The sequence below is a fragment of the Salinispora tropica CNB-440 genome (assembly GCF_000016425.1).
Lineage (GTDB): Bacteria > Actinomycetota > Actinomycetes > Mycobacteriales > Micromonosporaceae > Micromonospora > Micromonospora tropica.
The window spans coordinates 4,955,252-4,973,714 of sequence record NC_009380.1 but is presented as its reverse complement, the minus strand read 5'-3'; the positions used below and the strand labels follow the sequence as shown (position 1 = coordinate 4,973,714).

General features: G+C 67.1%; 19 protein-coding genes and 3 riboswitches. Of the genes, 13 read left to right on the top strand and 6 right to left on the bottom strand.

Features of this window, described 5'->3' with window-relative positions:
- Nucleotides 1-92: 92 nt before the first annotated feature.
- Nucleotides 93-248: riboswitch (cobalamin riboswitch) on the bottom strand.
- Nucleotides 249-315: 67 nt separating this feature from the next.
- A complete protein-coding gene (locus tag STROP_RS22185) occupies nt 316-807 on the bottom strand; it encodes a hypothetical protein (protein ID WP_012015588.1) in 492 nt (163 codons plus the stop codon).
- 98 nt (nt 808-905) lie between these two features.
- Nucleotides 906-1,027: riboswitch (cobalamin riboswitch) on the bottom strand.
- Nucleotides 1,028-1,224: 197 nt separating this feature from the next.
- Between STROP_RS22185 and STROP_RS22180 the strand changes: the two genes are divergently transcribed.
- Nucleotides 1,225-1,617: an SCO5389 family protein gene (locus STROP_RS22180; RefSeq protein ID WP_012015587.1), complete on the top strand. Its 393-nt coding sequence runs from the start codon at nt 1,225-1,227 to the stop codon at nt 1,615-1,617.
- Between the two features lie 117 nt (nt 1,618-1,734).
- Here STROP_RS22180 and STROP_RS22175 read toward each other — a convergent pair whose 3' ends face one another.
- On the bottom strand, nt 1,735-2,211 hold the full coding sequence (locus STROP_RS22175) for a hypothetical protein (RefSeq protein ID WP_018832219.1): 477 nt from the start codon (nt 2,209-2,211) through the stop codon (nt 1,735-1,737).
- A 109-nt stretch (nt 2,212-2,320) separates the two neighbouring features.
- Between STROP_RS22175 and STROP_RS22170 the strand changes: the two genes are divergently transcribed.
- Both STROP_RS22170 and STROP_RS22165 read left to right on the top strand, forming a co-directional pair.
- The gene (locus STROP_RS22170; RefSeq protein ID WP_012015585.1) at nt 2,321-3,499 is read left to right on the top strand and encodes a serine hydrolase domain-containing protein; all 1,179 of its coding nucleotides are present in this window, start codon (nt 2,321-2,323) and stop codon (nt 3,497-3,499) included.
- Nucleotides 3,500-3,553: 54 nt separating this feature from the next.
- Nucleotides 3,554-3,982, top strand: a complete 429-nt coding sequence (locus STROP_RS22165; RefSeq protein WP_012015584.1) for a GNAT family N-acetyltransferase — start codon at nt 3,554-3,556, stop codon at nt 3,980-3,982.
- Between the two features lie 91 nt (nt 3,983-4,073).
- On the opposite strand, the gene STROP_RS22160 is transcribed toward STROP_RS22165, so the two are convergent.
- Nucleotides 4,074-4,964 (bottom strand): polysaccharide deacetylase family protein, encoded by an 891-nt coding sequence (locus STROP_RS22160; RefSeq protein ID WP_012015583.1) that lies wholly within the window; start codon nt 4,962-4,964, stop codon nt 4,074-4,076.
- Nucleotides 4,965-5,107: 143 nt separating this feature from the next.
- On the opposite strand from STROP_RS22160, the gene STROP_RS22155 reads away from it, so the two are divergent.
- The 4 genes from STROP_RS22155 to STROP_RS22140 all read left to right on the top strand — a co-directional run bounded on the left by STROP_RS22155 (nt 5,108) and on the right by STROP_RS22140 (nt 10,715).
- Nucleotides 5,108-5,914, top strand: a complete 807-nt coding sequence (locus STROP_RS22155; RefSeq protein ID WP_012015582.1) for an inositol monophosphatase family protein — start codon at nt 5,108-5,110, stop codon at nt 5,912-5,914.
- A 112-nt stretch (nt 5,915-6,026) separates the two neighbouring features.
- The gene (locus tag STROP_RS22150; protein ID WP_012015581.1) at nt 6,027-6,824 is read left to right on the top strand and encodes an alpha/beta fold hydrolase; all 798 of its coding nucleotides are present in this window, start codon (nt 6,027-6,029) and stop codon (nt 6,822-6,824) included.
- A gap of 48 nt (nt 6,825-6,872) precedes the next feature.
- Nucleotides 6,873-7,091: riboswitch (cobalamin riboswitch) on the top strand.
- A 130-nt stretch (nt 7,092-7,221) separates the two neighbouring features.
- The gene (locus STROP_RS22145; RefSeq protein ID WP_043535532.1) at nt 7,222-9,666 is read left to right on the top strand and encodes a ribonucleoside-diphosphate reductase subunit alpha; all 2,445 of its coding nucleotides are present in this window, start codon (nt 7,222-7,224) and stop codon (nt 9,664-9,666) included.
- On the top strand, nt 9,663-10,715 hold the full coding sequence (locus STROP_RS22140) for a ribonucleotide-diphosphate reductase subunit beta (protein WP_012015579.1): 1,053 nt from the start codon (nt 9,663-9,665) through the stop codon (nt 10,713-10,715). The genes STROP_RS22145 and STROP_RS22140 overlap by 4 nt, the downstream gene beginning before the upstream one ends.
- A gap of 239 nt (nt 10,716-10,954) precedes the next feature.
- On the opposite strand, the gene STROP_RS22135 is transcribed toward STROP_RS22140, so the two are convergent.
- A complete protein-coding gene (locus STROP_RS22135; RefSeq protein ID WP_012015578.1) occupies nt 10,955-11,356 on the bottom strand; it encodes a nuclear transport factor 2 family protein in 402 nt (133 codons plus the stop codon).
- Complete coding sequence (locus tag STROP_RS22130; RefSeq protein ID WP_187151558.1) at nt 11,353-12,729, bottom strand: MmgE/PrpD family protein; 1,377 nt, start codon at nt 12,727-12,729, stop codon at nt 11,353-11,355. Before STROP_RS22130 ends, STROP_RS22135 begins: the two co-directional genes overlap by 4 nt.
- Before the next feature lie 340 nt (nt 12,730-13,069).
- Here STROP_RS22130 and STROP_RS22125 point away from each other — a divergent pair, with 340 nt between their 5' ends.
- From STROP_RS22125 to STROP_RS22100, 6 genes are all read left to right on the top strand, one after another.
- Nucleotides 13,070-13,912, top strand: a complete 843-nt coding sequence (locus STROP_RS22125) for an ABC transporter ATP-binding protein (RefSeq protein WP_012015576.1) — start codon at nt 13,070-13,072, stop codon at nt 13,910-13,912.
- A complete protein-coding gene (locus STROP_RS22120) occupies nt 13,909-14,670 on the top strand; it encodes an ABC transporter permease (RefSeq protein ID WP_012015575.1) in 762 nt (253 codons plus the stop codon). Before STROP_RS22125 ends, STROP_RS22120 begins: the two co-directional genes overlap by 4 nt.
- Nucleotides 14,671-14,696: 26 nt before the next feature.
- Nucleotides 14,697-15,467, top strand: a complete 771-nt coding sequence (locus STROP_RS22115; protein ID WP_012015574.1) for a MerR family transcriptional regulator — start codon at nt 14,697-14,699, stop codon at nt 15,465-15,467.
- 69 nt (nt 15,468-15,536) lie between these two features.
- A complete protein-coding gene (locus STROP_RS22110) occupies nt 15,537-15,893 on the top strand; it encodes a WXG100 family type VII secretion target (protein WP_012015573.1) in 357 nt (118 codons plus the stop codon).
- Nucleotides 15,890-17,560 carry an alpha/beta hydrolase gene (locus tag STROP_RS22105; RefSeq protein ID WP_012015572.1) on the top strand — a complete coding sequence of 557 codons (1,671 nt, stop codon included), beginning with the start codon at nt 15,890-15,892 and terminating at the stop codon, nt 17,558-17,560. The genes STROP_RS22110 and STROP_RS22105 overlap by 4 nt, the downstream gene beginning before the upstream one ends.
- 1 nt (nt 17,561) lies before the next feature.
- Nucleotides 17,562-18,083 (top strand): hypothetical protein, encoded by a 522-nt coding sequence (locus tag STROP_RS22100; RefSeq protein WP_028564913.1) that lies wholly within the window; start codon nt 17,562-17,564, stop codon nt 18,081-18,083.
- Between the two features lie 142 nt (nt 18,084-18,225).
- Here STROP_RS22100 and STROP_RS22095 read toward each other — a convergent pair whose 3' ends face one another.
- Nucleotides 18,226-18,408, bottom strand: coding sequence for a DUF397 domain-containing protein (locus tag STROP_RS22095; RefSeq protein ID WP_028564912.1), 183 nt, complete (start codon nt 18,406-18,408; stop codon nt 18,226-18,228).
- Between the last annotated feature and the right edge of the window lie 55 nt (nt 18,409-18,463).

The following is an 18,463-nucleotide window of genomic DNA, read 5'->3' as shown; positions in this document are numbered from 1 at the left end:
CCCCGGGGTACGAAAACCCCGCTCCGCGTGCTGCGGTGAGCGGGGTGGACGGACCTCGGTGGACCGGACTTCACCCTGTAGACCTCGACAGTGGAAGCCGCTCGTCCCGGGCGGGGCGTTCCGGCTCACGAAAGGGCTCTCTCGCTCACGGCTGCGGGTCAGCGCCGGCGTCGCGCCGGCTTTCCCCCGCCCGGTACCTATGCAGTTGTGTCCGGTGTGTACCGGGTGCCCGTCACGTACCGTCAGGGAGCGCGGCGGCACCAGAACAGAGGGCACCCGGGGTACGCCACTGGTCACCCCATCGGCGCGGGTGGCTCAGGGGGCGGGAATGCTCGGCGGGGTGCTGCCGCCGAAGGACCAACCCTCGATGCTGCCCGGGGCGGGGTCGTAGTTGAGTACGCCCTTGTCGCTGTACTCCCAGTCACCGCCGCTGGCGGCGTGCCAGTACGACCAGTAGCCGGTGGCCTGCGGGGTGTCGATGCACGGCTCGACATCCGGGGCGGGTAGGCCGTCGAGCCGACAGACGAAGGCGAGTCCCCATCGGAGGGTGCCCTCGACGGCGAAGCCGGCGTCCTGTAGGGCGGCCAGCCCGGTGTCCGGGTCACCGGGGGCGCAGGCGACCTCGACATCGCCGCCGAACGCGGTGAAGTCGACCACCACGGTGACGCCCGACGTGCCGTCACAGGCGTCGGCGTGCGCCGCCTGGGGGGCGGGCTCGACAGCGGTCAGGGCGATCCCGGCGACGGCGGCGGCCAGCAGGCCGGCGACGCGGGTGCGGACGGTGGTGCGAAGGTGGGACACGACCATCAGGAGTGCCTTTCCGCCCTGCGGTCGTCAGAACCCGGCCGATCACTCTTGGTCAGCGTCGGATCGGGGCCTCCGACCCGTGGGCCACGACGGGTGGGTAGGGGTTCGCGAGTGTGGCGGGTATTCGGGCTTGCCGTCGCAGGATGCGCTCGACGGCCTACCGTTGCGGGCCAGCGCCGGATTTTGACCGGACTTCCCCCGCACACACGCGTTGGTGGAGTTGTCGCGACAGTCTGAGCCGGCGCGCGCGGCGCTGTCAATCGGCCCGAGGTGGGGCGCATGTCATGAGGACCCACGAACGGCGCCGAACCTGGCCCAAGTCAAGTTAAGCGGTGCCATTGACGTGATGGACGTTGAGTGGTGTGCTCGGGACGCAACGTTAATGATAGTGGTGATCATTATCGTCCGAGGAGGATCATGTCTCTCACCGTGCCACCGGACCTGTTGCAGGCCGCCGAGTCAGGCCCCGTTGACGATGATGCCTTCGTCTCCTGCGTTCGCGACTCACTGCCGTACGCCTGGCAGACCGTCAGTCGCGTAGCGGCGGAGCTGGCGTCCTCCGACGCCGAGTTCGCCGACAACGTCATCCCACCGCCGACTGAGGACGAGCGGGGCCAGCTCCTGCGTGCCCTCGCCAGTGATGCCATCCGGTCCAGCCTCGAGCGCCACTTCGGCGTCAAGCTGGCCTTCCAGAACTGCCACCGGGTCGCGGCGTTCCGTCACTCCGCCGTGGACTCGGAAACCTACCGCCGCTTCATCTCCGTCCGTGGTCAGCTCCTCAACCAGTCTCCCGAGCTGCGTAACTGCTGATCCGGTCACCGCCCGGCGGGCAGACCGGGGTGGGGCTTCCACCTGCTCCTGGGGCGGGGTGTCCACCTGTTCCTGCTCGCCGGGCATTCGCGGACAACCCATAGGCGGAGACGTCGGCTAGCTGGGGTTTTTCGGCGGTGCGACGTTGCGGAATCGTTCGTGCGCGGACTGGCGGCTGATGCCGAGCGCGTTGCCGATCTCCGCCCAGGAGAGTCCGGTCGCCCGCGCCTGCACCACGGCCTGTTCGATGAGTGGTCGCTGCCAGCGCTCCACCTGGGCGAGGACGCCGAGCGCCTGTAGTGGCCAGGTGGTGGTCAGTTCGGTGACACCGTCCCGCAGCGTGTCGGAGCGGCTGAGTAGCCAGCCGGGCGGAGTGGCGGCCAGCAGTGGCCGAATGTGCCCGCCCCACTCGGAGGTGGCCATCCATCGCCCCTCGTCGGCGGCCGGGTAGTCCCGGGTGCCGATCCAGCCGCAACTGCATCCGGCCCGGTAACCGACGGTGTCGGCCGGCGCTGTGGCGTCGGTCTTCAGCGCTCCGTCCGGCAGCCGGAATCCGACGAGCTCAGCATGCCCCGGAACCATCTCCTCCGTCATCCCATCAGCATAGGCTAGTCAGGATTGCCTGACGAAATTCGTCAAGGTACCTTGACTGCCTTGCTTCGGGTGGTCGGCACCCGGAGCCGGAAACTCCGGAGGGGAATCCATGCCCGTGGCACATGGCACCGTCACGCCGGGATACGAGCCGATCCAGGCGGCGTTCCAGGCGAATTTCGATGCGCGCTCCGAGATCGGCGCCGCCCTCAGCGTCTACCGGCACGGTCGGGAGGTGGTCCGACTCTGGGGCGGGGTCGCCGATCCCGCCACCGACCGTGCGTGGCGGGAGGACACCCTCCAACTGGTCTACTCGGCCACCAAGAGCGCAACCGCGGCCTGCGCGCACCTGCTGGTCCAGCGTGGGCAGCTCGACCTGGACGTCCCCGTGGCCGCGTACTGGCCGGAGTTCGCGGCCGCCGGCAAGGGTGACATCCCGGTCCGCTGGCTCCTGTCCCACCAGGCGGGGCTGCCGGTGCTCGACCGTCCGGTCCCGCGTGCGGAGGCACTCACCTGGGATCCGATCGTCGCCGCGCTGGCTGCCCAGGCGCCCGCGTGGCAGCCGGGCACGGCACACGGCTACCACGGGCTCACCTACGGCTGGCTGGTCGGCGAAGTGGTACGGCGCGTCTCCGGCCGTAGCCTCGGCACATACTTCGCCGACGAGATCGCCACACCCCTCGGCCTGGACTTCTGGATCGGCCTGCCCGCCGGCGAGGCGCACCGAGTCGCCCGGACCATCGAGCAGCCGGTCGCCCCGCCCGCCCCGACCGAGGCGATGTCGGAGACACGACAAGAGGTGCTCGCCACGTACACCGATCCCACCTCGCTGCTGGTCAGGTCGACGAGGATGGTGACCGACCCGCCGCTCGACCTCGACGACCCCCGCACCTGGGCGGCGGAGATCCCCGCGGTGAACGGCATCTGCACCGCCTCCTCGCTGGCCCGTTTCTACGCGGGCCTGATCGGCAAGGTCGACGGCGTCCGGATCCTCGACGCGCCCACCCTCGTCGCCGCCACCCGGGAACAGGCCAGCGGCATGGACCGGGTGCTGCGGGTGTCCACCCGGCCAGCACTCGGCTTCGGCCTACCCCTGCCGAAGCAGCCCTGGTGGTCGCCCGCCGCCTTCGGCTTCCCCGGCCACGGCGGCTCGCTCGGCTACGCCGACCCGGCCAGCGGGATCGCCTTCGGATATGTGACGAACGGGCTGCTGGTCACGATGGCCCCGGACCCCCGGACGGTGGGCCTGATCGAGGCCCTCCAGTCGGTGCTCGCCGGCCAGCCGGCCTGACCCTCGGACAGTTTCCCCGAGTTTCCCCGGTGTGTTGGTGGGAAAGGTTGTGGGGTGTTCACCCGAACGCACGATGACGGCTATCTGGTCAGCTCCGAGCACGAGCGTCTCGACCTCGACCGGGTGCATCACTGGCTTGCCACTGACACGTACTGGGCCCGTGGATGGGACCGGGCGACGGTGGAGCGCGCCTTTGCGGGCTCCATCGGCTTCGGTGTCTATCGCCCTGGGGATGGGCGCCAGGTGGCGGTGGCCCGGGCGGTCACCGACCGGGCCACCTTTGCCTGGGTCTGCGACGTGTATGTCGACCGGGCCGAGCGCGGTCGTGGACTGGGCACCTGGCTCGCGGGCGAGGTCCGCGACCACCTCACGGATCTCGGCATCCACAAGATTCTGCTGGACACGGATGACGCGCACGGCGTCTACGCCAAGGTGGGCTTCGTTCCGCTCCGGCGGCCGGACAGGTGGATGCAGCTCGACTAGCGAGGTGGGCGTCAGGTTCTGAATTGCACACCGCAGAGCGGCGTGCTGTAGCAGCTCCTGGCGCACGTTTCGGGCACCTGGCCGTGCCTTCTCAATCGCTGTCTCCAGTGCGTGGGTAGCGACGTGCGAAATCGGTGGCGATGTCGTCGAAGGTGGCCCACCTGATGCCTTCATGCTGGTTGATGTGCTCGATCATTCGCTCGAGCATCAGAAGCGCCTGCGGGCGTCCCGACACGTCTGGATGGATGGTGAAAGTGAATGCGGCGTAGTCCAGCTCCCGGTAGACCCAGTCGAATTGGTCACGCCACATCTCCTCGAGCTGTCGCGGGTTGACGTAGCCATGGCTGTTCGGGCTGGCCTTGATGTACATCATTGGTGGCAGGTCATCGAGATACCAGTTCGCCGGAATCTCGATGAGATCGGTCTCCTCGCCGCGGACCAACGGCTTCATCCAGTCCTCGGCATCCGCGGAATAATCGACTTTGGTCCAGGTCTCACCCACACGGACCCGGTAGACGGTGAAGTCGTCGTGCATCAGCGAGTGGTCGTACCGGATGCCCCGCTCGAGTAGTAGCTTGTGCGTGACCGGCGAGAACTCCCACCACGGCGCGGCGTAGCCCCTGGGGCGTTGTTTGACTACCGACTCGATCAGGTCGATGCACCGGTCCAGGACGGCGGCCTCCTGCGTATGACTCATCGCGATCGGGTTTTCATGGCTGTAACCGTGGAGGCCTACCTCGTGGCCGGCGTCCACGATCTGGCGGAACTGTTCGGGAAATGTCTCGATGGAGTGTCCAGGCACGAACCAGGTGCTCGGAAGATCATATCTTTCAAACAGGTTAAGGAGGCGTGGTGTGCCGACCTCACCAGCGAAAATGCCACGGGAGATATCGACGGGCGAATTTTCGCCGCCGTACGATCCCAGCCAGCCGGCGACCGCGTCCATGTCGACACCAAACGCGCACAGGATATCCTTCGGCATCCCGTCAGTCCTTACCGTCCGCCTCGGTGATGGCAGCCGAGGATGACTCGATTCTTCACGAGTCTTCGACAGCTGGTAGGGGTTTTGGCGGCACGCCTGCTGAGTAGGGTGGACGGCGAAGACGGCGAACTATGGTGTCAGGCATGTCGATCACAGATCAGGAGCTGGCCATCGAGGCGGCCGCGGCCGGAGCCGCGGTCGTCCGCTCCCACTACGGAATACCGCTGGCCCGCTTTCCCAAGGCCGGGGGTGACTTCGCCACGACGGCCGACATCGCGGCGGAGAACGCGATCATCGAAGTCGTGCGACGTGCGCGTCCGCATGATGGTGTGCTGGGTGAGGAGAGCGGGCGTACCGGCGCCAACGGGAGCGGACGTCAGTGGCTGGTCGACCCGTTGTGCGGGACCGTGAACTACTCCGTGCGCAGCATGCTGGTCGCGGTCAATGTGGCGCTACAGGCCGGGACGCAGCGTCCGGTGGCCGCCTCGGCGGATCCGTTCAACGACGAAGTGTTCTGGACCGACGGCGTCGCCGCCTACGTCCGTCAGGACGGCGCGGACGAGCGGCTCATTCCCTCGGCCGACTCAGGGCTGGTGGACCTCAATCTTGATCCGCCGTTTCCCAACGGGGACGTCTTCCGGGCCGCTCGGATCCTCGCTGATGAGGGCTTCAGCGCGCGGTTCCGCCCGCGGGTGCTCTCCACCACCCTGGCGGTGACGTGGGTCGCCGCCGGCCGTCGCGCTGGCTACGTCACCGATGGCCACCAGTTGCGCGACAGCGTGCACTTCGCGGCGGGAATCGCCCTCTGCGAGGCGGCGGGTTGCGTGGTCTCCGGGATCGACGGACGGCCGCCGCACACCGGGCTGGGCGGTCTTGTCGTGGCGGCTGACGGGCAGACGCACAACGCCCTGCTGGCGTCCATTGAAAGCCAGCGGGCGCAGCGGAGCTGAGCAAGGGTAGGGTCGTTCGACGTTCGACGTTCGACGTTCGACGTTCGACGTTCGACGTTCGACGTTCGACGCCCGGCGTTCGGCCGATCGCGAGGGTGAGGGAGTCCGTGCGGTGCAGCGGGTGACGGTTCGTCGAGACGGGGTGGTGCTGTCCTGCCTCGAAGGTGGCGCGGGCGACCAGGTGGTCGTGCTGTTGCACGGTCTGGCCGGCAGCGCAGCGGAACTGGTGCCCACGGCGGAGGCGCTGCTACCGGAGCACCACGTGATCGTGGTGGATCAGCGCGGGCACGGCTACTCGACCCGACGGCCGCGGGATCTCTCTCGTCGGGCGTACGTTGAGGACGTGGTCGCGGTCGTCGCGGAGCTCACCAGCGGTGCACCGGTGACGATCGTGGGTCAGTCGATGGGTGGGCACACCGCCCTGCTCGTCGCCGCTGGGTATCCCGAGCTGGTGCGTCGGCTGGTGCTGCTGGAGGGCGGAGTCGGGGGCCGCGATGATCGGGGGGACTATCCGGCCGAGCTGGGTGACTTTTTCACCTCGTGGCCGGTGCCGTTCGCCGACGTTCGCCACGCGGCCGAGTTTCTGGGCGACACCCCGATCGCCGAGGCCTGGCTGCGGGACCTGGATCGGCGCCCGGACGGGCTGTGGCCGCGATTCGAGCCGGAGGTGATGCGGACCGCTATCGCGGCCGTCGCGGCCCGGGCCTGCTGGGACGAGTGGCAGCAGGTGAAGGCGCCCACGTTGCTGGTGCGGGGCGAGCACGGGATCATTCCCGCCGCCGAGGTACGGCGAATGGTGTCGCTGCGTCCGGACGTCGAGCAGGTCGTGGTTTCTGGCGCCGGACACGACGTCCACTTGGAGGAGCGAGACGCCTGGGTGCGCATCCTGCGGCAGTTCCTCAGCCGCTGACACGCCGGCACGACATCTGGTGTTGCGTGCAGGGTAGGGGTGGCATATATGGTGTCTCCCGCAGCTGGTTCGACCGCTCCCGCCGGGAGTGGGCGAGGCAAGAGGGAACCCGGTGGGAGTCCGGGACTGCCCCGCAGCGGTGAGTGGGAACGACCGCCGTCATCACGCACTGGGCTCATCGAGGCCTGGGAAGCGACGGCCAGTAGGCGACCGGGTCTCCCGGGCGTGCCCGCGAGTCCGAAGACCTGCCAGCGCGCCGCACGCGTCGTGTGCGGCGGTCGGAGGCCGCGCGGGAGGGCCGACGCCGTCAGCCGTCCGGTGTGATCGCTCCGCCGGGCGCCGATTGTGGCGTCCCCCGTGCGTTCGTCGACCTCGTCGACAGGCGGAGGAGGGGGAGATGACGGTGACGCGGGAACGCGCCACGAACGGTCCGGCCGGAGCGGAGCAGCGGCGGCAGGTGATGGGGGTCCGCAAGCGCAACGGCGACACCGAGCCGGTGGACGTCAACAAGATCGTCCGGGCGGTGGAGCGGTGGGTCGCCGACCTGGACGAGGTGGACCCGCTGCGGGTGGCGACCAAGACAATCAGCGGCCTGTACGACGGGGCGACGACGGCCGAGCTGGACCGATTGTCGATCCAGACGGCGGCGGAGCTGATCGGCGAGGAGCCGCAGTACTCGAAACTCGCGGCGCGGCTGTTGGCCGCGTACGTGGACAAGGAGGTCCGTGGCCAGCAGGTGGCCAGTTTCAGCCAGTCCATCCGGTACGCCCACGGCCTTGGCCTGATCAGCGACGAGACCGCTGCCTTCGTGTCCCGCAACGCCCGCAAGCTGGACGACGCGGTGGACCCCGCCGGCGACCTGCGGTTTGAGTACTTCGGGCTGCGTACGGTCGCGGACCGTTACCTCCTGCGGCACCCGCAGTCGCGACTGGTGGTGGAGACCCCGCAGTACTGGCTGCTGCGGGTGGCCTGTGGACTGTCAGGGACCCCGGCCGAGGCGATCGGGTTCTACCGGTTGATGTCGTCGCTGGCATACCTACCCAGCTCGCCGACGCTGTTCAACTCCGGCACCCGGCACACCCAGATGTCGTCGTGCTTCCTGGTCGACTCGCCCCGCGACGAGCTGGACTCCATCTACCAGCGGTACCACCAGGTCGCGAAGCTGTCGAAGTTCTCCGGCGGCATCGGCATCGCCTGGTCGCGGGTACGCGGCCGGGGCGCGCTGATCCGGGGGACGAACGGCCGGTCGAACGGCATCGTGCCGTTCCTCAAGACCCTCGACGCCGGGGTCGCCGCGGTCAACCAGGGAGGCCGGCGCAAGGGCGCGGCCTGCGTCTACCTGGAGCCCTGGCACCCCGACATCGAGGAGTTCCTGGAGCTGCGGGACAACACCGGCGAGGACGCCCGGCGTACGCACAACCTGAACCTGGCCAACTGGCTCCCGGACGAGTTCATGCGGCGGGTCGAGGCGGACGGCGACTGGTCGCTGATCGACCCGTCCGAGGCCCCGGAGCTGCCCGACCTGTACGGCGAGGAGTTCGACGCCGCCTACCGGGTCGCGGAGAAGAAGGCGGTCCGTACGGTCAAGGCCCGGGACCTGTACGGGCGGATGATGCGCACCCTGGCGCAGACCGGCAACGGGTGGATGACCTTCAAGGACCGCTCGAACACGCTGTCCAACCAGACCGGGGAGCCCGGCAACACGATTCACCTGTCGAATCTCTGCACCGAGATTCTCGAGGTCAACAATGACGCTGAGACCGCGGTGTGCAACCTGGGCTCGGTCAACCTGGGCGCCCACGTCACCGCCGACGGGGTGGACTGGGAGAAGCTGCGGGACACCGTCCGCACCGCGGTGGTGTTCCTCGACCGCGTGATCGACATCAACTACTACCCGGCCGAGCAGGCGGCGGCCTCGAACCCGCGCTGGCGGCCGGTCGGGCTCGGGCTGATGGGCCTGCAGGACGCGTTCTTCACGCTCCGGCTGCCGTTCGACTCGGCCGAGGCGAGCGAGCTCTCCACCCGGGTGCAGGAGGAGATCTTCCTGACCGCGTTGGAGACCTCCGCCGGGCTCGCCGAGCGGTTCGGCCCGCATCCCGCGTACGCGCAGACCCGCGCGGCCCGGGGCGACCTGCACCCGGAGCTGTGGGGTGCCGTGCCGAGCCAGCCGCAACGGTGGGCCGGGCTGAAGGCACGGGTCGGGGAGCACGGTCTGCGTAACTCGCTGCTGGTGGCGATCGCGCCGACGGCGACGATCGCCTCGATCGCCGGCTGCTACGAGTGCATCGAGCCGCAGGTGTCCAACCTGTTCAAGCGCGAGACCATGTCCGGTGAGTTCCTTCAGGTCAACACGTACCTGGTCGGCGAGCTGAAGGCACGCGGGCTGTGGACGGCATCGATCCGGGACCAGATCAAGCGCGCGGAGGGGTCGGTACAGGGCCTCGCCGAGCTGCCCGCCGAGGTGCGGGAGCTGTTTCGTACGGCGTGGGAGCTTCCGCAGCGGGCACTGATCGACCTGGCCGCGGCCCGCGCCCCGTACATCGACCAGTCTCAGTCGTTGAACCTGTTCCTGGCCGCGCCGACGATCGGCAAGCTCTCCTCGATGTACCTGTACGCCTGGAAGTCCGGGCTGAAGACCACCTACTACCTGCGGTCCCGTCCCGCGACGCGGATCCAGCAGGCGACAGTCGCCGTCACGTCGACCGCCCAGCCGGGTGTCGCCGTCGCGTCGTCGGCCCAGCCGGGTGGTGCCGCGTCGTCGATCTCCGGTTTCGCCGGGACCGACGCCGAGGCGCTGGCCTGCTCCCTGGAAAACCCCGAAAGCTGCGAGGCATGTCAATGACCACCGACGCCCAGACCCGTACCGCGACCGCCGCGGCCGTTGGTGAGCGGCACCTGCTGCTCGACCCCGGCATGGACCTGACCCTGCGCCCGATGCGGTACCCGCACTTCTTCGACCGGTTCAAGGAGGCGATCAAGAACACCTGGACGGTCGAGGAGGTGGACCTGCATTCCGACCTCGGCGACCTGGCGAAGCTCTCCTCGGCCGAGCGGCACCTGGTGTCCCGGCTGGTCGCCTTCTTCGCCACCGGAGACACGATCGTCGCCAACAATCTGGTGCTCAACCTCTACCAGCACGTCAACTCCCCGGAGGGCCGGCTCTACCTGTCCCGGCAGCTCTTCGAGGAGGCGGTGCACGTCCAGTTCTACCTGAACCTGCTCGACACCTACGTGCCGGAGGAGAAGGAGCGGTTCGCGGCGTTCGCGGCGGTGGAGAACATCCCCTCGATCGCCCGCAAGGCCGAGTTCTGCTTCCGGTGGATCGACTCCATCTTCGAGCTGCGGGAGCTGCGGACCCAGGCGGACCGCCGGGCGTTCCTGCTCAACCTGATCTGCTTCGCCGCCTGCATCGAGGGGCTGTTCTTCTACGGCGCCTTCGCCTACGTCTACTTCCTCCGCTCCCGGGGCCTGCTCAACGGTCTCGCGTCGGGCACCAACTGGGTGTTCCGCGACGAGTCCATGCACATGGCCTTTGCCTTCGACGTGGTGGACACCGTCCGCGCCGAGGAGCCGGACCTGTTCGACGCCGACCTGGAAAGGCAGGTCAAGGAGATGGTGGCAGAGGCGGTCGACTGCGAGGTCCAGTTCGCCGAGGACCTGCTCGAGCAGGGGGTGTCCGGGCTGTCCCTGGCCGACATGCGGGAGTACCTCCAGCACGTCGCGGACCGGCGGCTGGTCACGCTCGGGATCGCACCGATGTACGGCAGCGCGAACCCGTTCGCCTTCATGGAGTTGCAGGACGTACAGGAGTTGTCGAACTTCTTCGAGCGGCGGGTGTCGGCGTACCAGATGGGGGTCAGCGGGAGCGTCACCTTCGACGACGACTTCTGACCATCGGTCCCACTTCCGCCACCGGCTGCGTTGACCACGTTCGCGGTGTGATTCGTGGTGCGCGACCTGCTCGCCGTCATCCGGCTGCCGGAACGGCGGTCGGAACGGCGGTCGGAACGTGCGAAGCCGGGTGCGGAAGTGGACGCTTCCTCGACTCGTCGCGGACGGTGGAGGCTCGGCGCGGTCGGATCCGCGCCGGGCGGAGCGGTCAGGGCGAGGTGACTGGTGCGTGGCTGCGGCTATGTCTGATCGACGAGATTGAGATATAGGTCAACGTAGTTGAACTTCTGATCGGTATACGAGTAAAACGCTGCGCACCTTCCCCAGAAGACATCTCCCTTCTTTCGGGGGCCGAGGTAGTTGGTGTCCGCCAGGCAGCGCCACTCGATGTCGAACTGCGCTGCGACCCTGTCCTCGACGATCAAGAGGTTCTTGAGGTGAAGTATCTCGCGGATGCCCTCGTGTCCCGACCCTTTTCCACTGTTGAAGAAATTGACCAGGGCGTCCCGGCCGCGAAACTCTCCCTTGAACGGGTTCCTGAAGACTGCGTCAGGAGCGTAGAAGCGATCCACCGCATCCGACTTGTCGGCATCCGAATTGAATTCATCGACGTACTGCTTGAAATGCTCCTCCGAAATCACTCCCGTGCGCCCCTTCGCGTCCGATTCTGTTGTAACGGAGCCTGAAGGACCGCCAACCCATCGAGCCTTTCCGCATTCCACAGGCCAGAGATGATCTCCTCTTCGTTGGAGGGGCTCGTCAGGCCTTTCAGGTTCCTACGTACCTTGTCCGAAATTTCGTCGTCAGACAGGGGATCCCGGGGGTCGCCGCGCGAGTAGTCGCGTCCCTGCCGTATGACCTCGCCATCTTTGAGGGTAATCGATATCCGGCACGGGGTGCAGGATGGGAACTTCTTGGTCATGGCCGAGTTCTCCGTGACGCTGATCCTGCCCAACAGTCGCCGGAGTTGAGGGTCTCGCGCGCGATCCGCGTCGAAGTCGGCGTACTCGACAGGTTTGAGAAGCGCCGTGGCGACGCAGTATGCAATAGAGTGTGTGCGGCCCGCCCGGCTGGTGGGGTTGTCGGCTGATGGTGTGGCCCCGTTTCGCAGGGCCCGGTCGTAGGTCTCTACCTTTACCTGTCGAATGTCCGTGACATCGCCGATGCGGGAGGACAGTTCCCGTGCGACGTCAATCGGAGTTTGGCAGTAGAAGAGCGCCGGCCACCTCTTGAAGATGATTGTTCTGAGATCGGGTTCAGCGTCGAACGACATCCCACCACTTCGGTAGAATCGATCTGCGCCGAAATCTCCCTGGTAGATGGAGGCTGGCCCGGTGAATCCAGCCAGGGCCAGCCTGGCGGCCTGTAGGCCCCGCATGGCACCGGACGCGTAGGTGCAGTGCTTCCAATCGGTGACGTCGCCGACCGCAGCCTGATTACTGGTGAACCCGAACTCGCCGGCGATGCGTTGTGCCTCGACAAGCTTGGCCTCGGAGAGGCCGAGTGCCTGCCCCGCAGCGAGTGCCACCCAGAATGTGGCGGCGGCATCATGGTCAAAGCCGTTTATCTCAGGGTCGTAACTATCGGCGAACCGGGCGGAAAGGTTGAACAGAACATTTACCGAAGCCAGAAACTGTTTGCCGGTCCACTTCAACCAGTCACCCAGAACCAGCGCGAGCGCCACGTTGTCAGACGGATGCACGATGCCCATCGCGGTCGGTGAGACATAAGTGTTGAGCAGGTCACTTCTGCGAGCCAGGATGGCGTTGAGGAAAACGGCGTCGGTGATACTCGACTCCTGTCCGACGCCCCAGACCGGAATCCCGGATCCTGCCCCGGGCCCCGTGACTACCTCACTGAACTTATGTAAGATGCTCGTATCGGTTAATGATGCGCAGATTCCCGCGTAGGAGTCAGCGACACTGCGTTTAATCACCTGCAATTCGTCTGGCGTCATCGGCCGGTCAACAAACTTCCGTGTATGCCGCGCCAGCCTCTCCTCCAGTTCCCCCATCGGCCGAGGATAACAGTCGGCAGGGTGCTTTGTTCCAGGAAGATAAGTAAAATCTGCCTCGACAGAGCGAGGTAATCTCACAACGGGTGTGACCGCTGGTAGCCCAGGGCTCCGGCAAAGTTGTGACGGTGTCTCCGACTGGTGGGCTCGGAATAGAAGCGCCGCTGTTGGTGGCAGCAATACGGGCATGCCCGGCTCAGCAGATCACCAAGGTTCTCCACGCCATGCTGATCGCCTGAAGTGAGTCCTGCCCGTGGTTCACCAACCAGGCGGTACCTGAACCGGAGGTCGTGCGGATCGGCTTGACCCTGACGCAGCGTCAACCTTGCACAGTGGGGTCATGTCGATAGATGTTCAGCGGGCACCGGGGCAGATCCGGGAGCCGGCGATCCAGGTGCGGGGCCTGCACAAGTCGTACCAGGAGCTGCGGGTGCTCCGCGGCGTCGACTTCGACGTCGCGCGGGGAAGTGTCTTCGCCCTGCTCGGCTCAAACGGGGCGGGCAAGACCACGGTGGTGCGGATCTTGTCTACACTGCTCCGCTTGGATGCGGGATCGGCCAGCGTCAACGGCTTCGACGTCGTCGCGCAGGCGGCGAAGGTGCGTGCGTCGATCAGCCTGACTGGGCAGTTCGCCGCGGTCGACGAGGTCCTCAGCGGGCGGGAGAATCTGATCCTGGTCGCCCGGCTGCGGCGACAGCGGGAGCCGGGGCGGGTCGCGGACGACCTGCTGGTCCGCTTCGCGCTCACGGACGCGGCCAACCGGAGGGTGGCGACGTACTCGGGCGGGATGCGTCGTCGTCTCGACATCGCGATGAGTCTGGTCGGGAACCCACCGGTGATTGTCCTCGACGAGCCGACGGTCGGGCTGGACCCGCAGGCGCGGCTGGAGGTGTGGCAAGCCGTTCGAGAACTCGTCGCCCAGGGTACGACGGTGCTGCTCACCACGCAGTATCTCGACGAGGCCGAGCAGCTCGCGGACCGGATCGCGGTCCTGCACGAGGGGCGCGTCATCGCCAACGGCACGCTCACCGAGCTCCGGCGGCTGTTCCCGCCCGCCACCGTGGAGTACGTCGAAAAGCAGCCGTCCCTGGAGGACATCTTCCTGGCCATCGTCAGTGACGAGGGCACCACCGTGACGACAGCTTCAGCCCCGCCGGTACGAGCAGCCAAGGACCCCCGATGACCGGACACTTCTTCGGCAACACCGCTGCCCTGTTGGGGCGCTCCCTGCGCCACATCGGCCGCAGCCCGGACACCATCATCACGACCGCGATCATGCCGATCGCCTTCATGCTGCTCTTCGTCTACGTCTTCGGCGGGGCGATCGACGCCGGGTCGGAAGAGTACGTGAACTACCTGCTTCCCGGCATCCTGCTCATCACCGTGGCATCTGGCATCTCCTACACCGCCTACCGGCTCTTCCTGGATATGAAGGGCGGCATCTTCGAACGGTTCCAGTCCATGCCGATCGCCCGCTCGTCCGTGTTGTGGGCGCACGTGCTGACCTCGGTGGTCGCCAACCTGACCTCACTCGTGGTGGTGGTGCTGGTCGCTCTCGCCATGGGCTTCCGCTCCGGGGCGGGCGCGTTGGCCTGGCTGGCGGTCGCCGGGATCATGCTGCTGTTCACCCTGGCCCTGACCTGGCTCGCCGTCATTCCGGGGCTGACCGCGACCTCCGTGGAAGGGGCAAGCGCCTTCGCCTATCCGCTCATCTTCCTACCGTTCGTCAGCTCCGCGTTCGTGCCCACGGAGAGCATGCCCGGCCCGGTACGCGCCTTCGCCGAACACCAACCGGTCACGTCCATCGTCGACTCGATCCGCGGCTTGTTGGCCCAGCAGCAGGTCGGTGCCGACGTGTGGACCGCCGTCGCCTGGTGCGCCGGCCTACTCGCCGTCGCGTACGGCATCGCGATGTCCGTCTACCATCGCAAGGTCAGGTGACGGTGGCCCCCGGCGTGGAGGTAGCGATGCTGACCATCGGCCGGCTGGCCTCCTACGCCGGGGTTTCCATCCGCGCCGTGCGCCACTATCACCAGATCGGGCTCCTGCCGGAGCCGGAACGCGACGCCTCCGGCTACCGGAGCTACGACGCCGCCGCGGTGCTGCGCCTGATCCGGATCCGGACCCTTGCCGAGGCCGGGGTTCCGCTGGCCCGCATCCGGGAGCTGCTGGAGGCCGATCCCGAGACGTTCGCCGCCGCGACGATCGAGATCGACCGGGAGCTGCGGGCGCGGATCCGCGCCCTTCAGGAACACCGGCGGCGGGTCGCCCGACTCGGCTCCGTCGAGTCGCTGGCGGTCCCCGCGGAGGTGGCCGACTACCTGGATCGCCTGCGGGCCATCGGAGCGCCGACGGTCCTTGTCGAGGCGGAGCGGGACGCGTGGATTCTCGTGGCGGCGCGCTATCCGGAGACGATCCCGGCGATCATCGCCGACAAGGTGGCCCAGCTCGCCGAACCCACGATCCTTCGGCTCTACCAGCTCCTCGGCCGGCTCGCGGAGGAGCCGGAGAACGACGATCTGCTGCGCGAGATCGCCGACCTGATGAGCGACCTGTACGAGGAGGCGGCTGCGAGCGGAGACCTGGACCGGCAGGACGAGGTCATGCCGGACAGGGGGTTTGTTCGGCTGCTGGATTCGTTCTCCTACGCCGCCCACCCGGTCGTCGCCCGGCTGGGGGAGCTGCTCGCCGAACGTGGTTGGACCGGGTGGAGTCGGGTGGAGAAGCGTAGGCCCTGAGCCGGGTGCCGCACCCTCCGTACGGATGGTCGCGTTGGGTGATCGAATGTCACGACAACTGTCACATCCATGATGGTGCACGTCCGGTATCGTGCGGGGTCGCACGAGGGGGAGGTGCTCATGCATCCTGGGTTCGCGGTTGACGTGGAAGCCCTACAGAGCATTGGGGCGAAGGTCGCGGCGGCGGCCGGGACGTTGCGGGAGTCGGTGCCGGCGGCCGGTGCCGGGTTGGCGCCGCCGCGGTCAGGTTCGGCTGCGGCGGTCGCGGCGCAGACGGCGGAGAAGGTGTGGCTGGCGGAGTTACGTCGGCTCGCGGAGCGGGTGGACGGCTTCGGTGCGGATCTGACCGCGTCTGCGCAGGACTATCTCGCCACGGATGAGGCGAACGCCGACGGGTTGCGGCGTACGGAGGTGCCACCTCGGTGAGTGACCTGACGTTGCGGGATGTGCTTGACTTTCGGCCGGATCCGTGGCAAGCGACGGCGCAGGTGTGGGGTCGGCTCGCTCAGGGAGTCGACGATGTCGCGGAGCAGGTGATCCGTGGTACTCGGGATCTTGTTCATGTCTGGCCGGATGGCCGTGCCTCCGCGGCTGCCGTCGGGAAGGCCGAGGCGTTGCGGGCTGAGGTGAGTAACGTCTACAACCCGGCGAAGCGTATGGCGGACGCGTTGGAGCACCACGCGTACGCGATGGTGGCATTGCGGCGGCAGGCAGAGGAGATTGTCGCGTCGGCGCGGCAGGCTGGTTACCACGTCGACATGGTGACGGGGGTAGCTACCGCGCCGCCGTCGGCGGACACCGCTGGTGGTCTGGATCGCTTCAGTCGGGCACGCGAGTCGGTGCTTCGGTATTTGCCGACGGTGGTGGACTACGCCCGCACGCAGGACGATGCGACCGCCAACACCATCTCCGTCAACGTGCCGTCGCCGCAGGCCGGTTTCGGGACCGGCCAGCTCGACGGAGTCCCTCGCGAGGTGGTGGAGGCGCAGTCGGCGCGGAGCCCGGCGGAGACTAACGCGTGGTGGGCGTCGCTGACTCCGCTACAGCAGGAGCAGGTGCTGCGCAGGTTCCCGGAGCTGGTCGGCGGGATGGACGGCATTCCGGTTTCGGACCGGGACGTGGCCAACCGCAGCGTGTTGGAGCGCCAGAGCGCGCTGTTCCAGCAGCGGTTGAGCACGGTTGAGGACAGAGAAGGCTATCTGTGGAGCATTCTTCGGCAGGGTCGGTTTTCAGACGTCTATCCGGACGCCGAGGATCCGAGGACTGCGCTGGAAGGCGAGTTGAGGAAGCTCGCGTCCGAGCGTGCGGTGCTGTCCGGCAAGCTTCGTGGCATCGATGCGATCAGCACCCGGCTGCATGACCCGGACCTGCCGGAGGCATATCTGATCGGGTTCTCCAGCGATGGTGACGGCCGGGCGATCGTCTCGGTCGGTGACCCGGACACCGCTGACAACGTGCTCACCTACGTTCCCGGCACCGGCGAGAAACTTTCCCATGTCGGTGGCGGCATTGAGCGGGCGGACGACATGGCCGAGGACACTGCCCGGGCGGATAAGGACAAGACGACATCGGTGGTCTACTGGTATGGCTATGACGCACCGGACACGATCTTCCCGGATGCCGGCGTGGATTCCTATGCCGAGGGCGGCGGCCGAGTCCTCGACACGTTCCAGACCGGGCTGCGCGCTACTCACAACGGGGACAGCCCGTCACATAACACCGTGCTCGGCCACAGCTACGGTTCCACGGTTATCGGTCACGCCGCTCGGGGCCCTGGCTTCGACGCCGATGCGGTGGTGTTCGTCGGTTCGCCTGGCGTTGACGTCAACCACGCCTCCGACCTGACCGGCGTACGTCCCGATCAGGTGTGGGCCACCACGGCGGAACACGACATCATCCGTTGGATTCCGGACTGGGATGTTGTGCACGGCAACGATCCCAGCGAGCCCGACTTCGGGGCGCGAGTCTTCGCCAGCGACCCCGGCGAGCCGGACGACGAGGCCGCCACCCACTCCGCCTACTGGGATCAGGACAACATCGCGCGTTGGAACATGGCGCTGATTGCTACCGGCCAGCTCCCGAAGGTGCAGTGACATGACGCATCGGCGGGTAGGTGCCGCACTGGTCGTGGCCGTGGTGATCATGCTTACGATGGCTGGCTGCCTGGGAAAGGACAAGGCGTTGCAATCCACCGAGACGAGTGCGCAAGCGGCTCAACGAGTCGACATGCTCTGGGAGGAGGCGCTCGCGCAGTTGCCCTCTGGGATCACCACCGAGAGAAATCTCAGCTTGCGATCTCTCTCATGCGATGCCCCTACTGACGGCGGCCCCGGTGGCAGAATATTCGTGGAACGACGAGCTCAGATTATCGCACCTGCCTCCAGCTCCTGGTCAGTGACGGAGGTATTACCGATCCTTTCCGCGTTCTGGCAGCAGAAGGGCTACAAGGTCATCACGGATGACAATCCTTTCGCCGACCTCCATCGCTACCATGTCCAAGCGATTGACGGATACCGGCTCTTCCTCCAAACCCATGACCGAGGTGGTCGCTACGATGTCTATCTCGATGCCAGTTCGCCCTGTGTGTGGGAGTTCGGGACGCCTGACCCGCAGTAGGAGCTGCGGTTCAGTGGACAGGTGCGGCAGCGACGCGGTCGCCGGTGGGTGACGGCTGTGGCTGAGCAGTGGGTACGCCAGCATTCAGCCGTAGGAGGAAGGCCCGGTCTCCATGGGGGAGCCGGGCCTTCCTTGGTGTTGGTCAGTGTCGCTTGGCGAAGTCGACGAAGGTCTGCCACACGGTTGGGTTGAACTGGAGGGTGCCGCCGTCCCGGTCCTTGGTGTCACGCACGAGCACGACGCTGGGCAGGTTGTCGGCCACCTCGACGCACCACCCGCCGTTGGCGCCGGACCGCGTTGATTTGTGCCATCGGGCACCAGTCATGTCCATGTCTGCGCCTCCTTCTTGATCAGGTCGAGCGGCCGGCCGGGACGGCGCG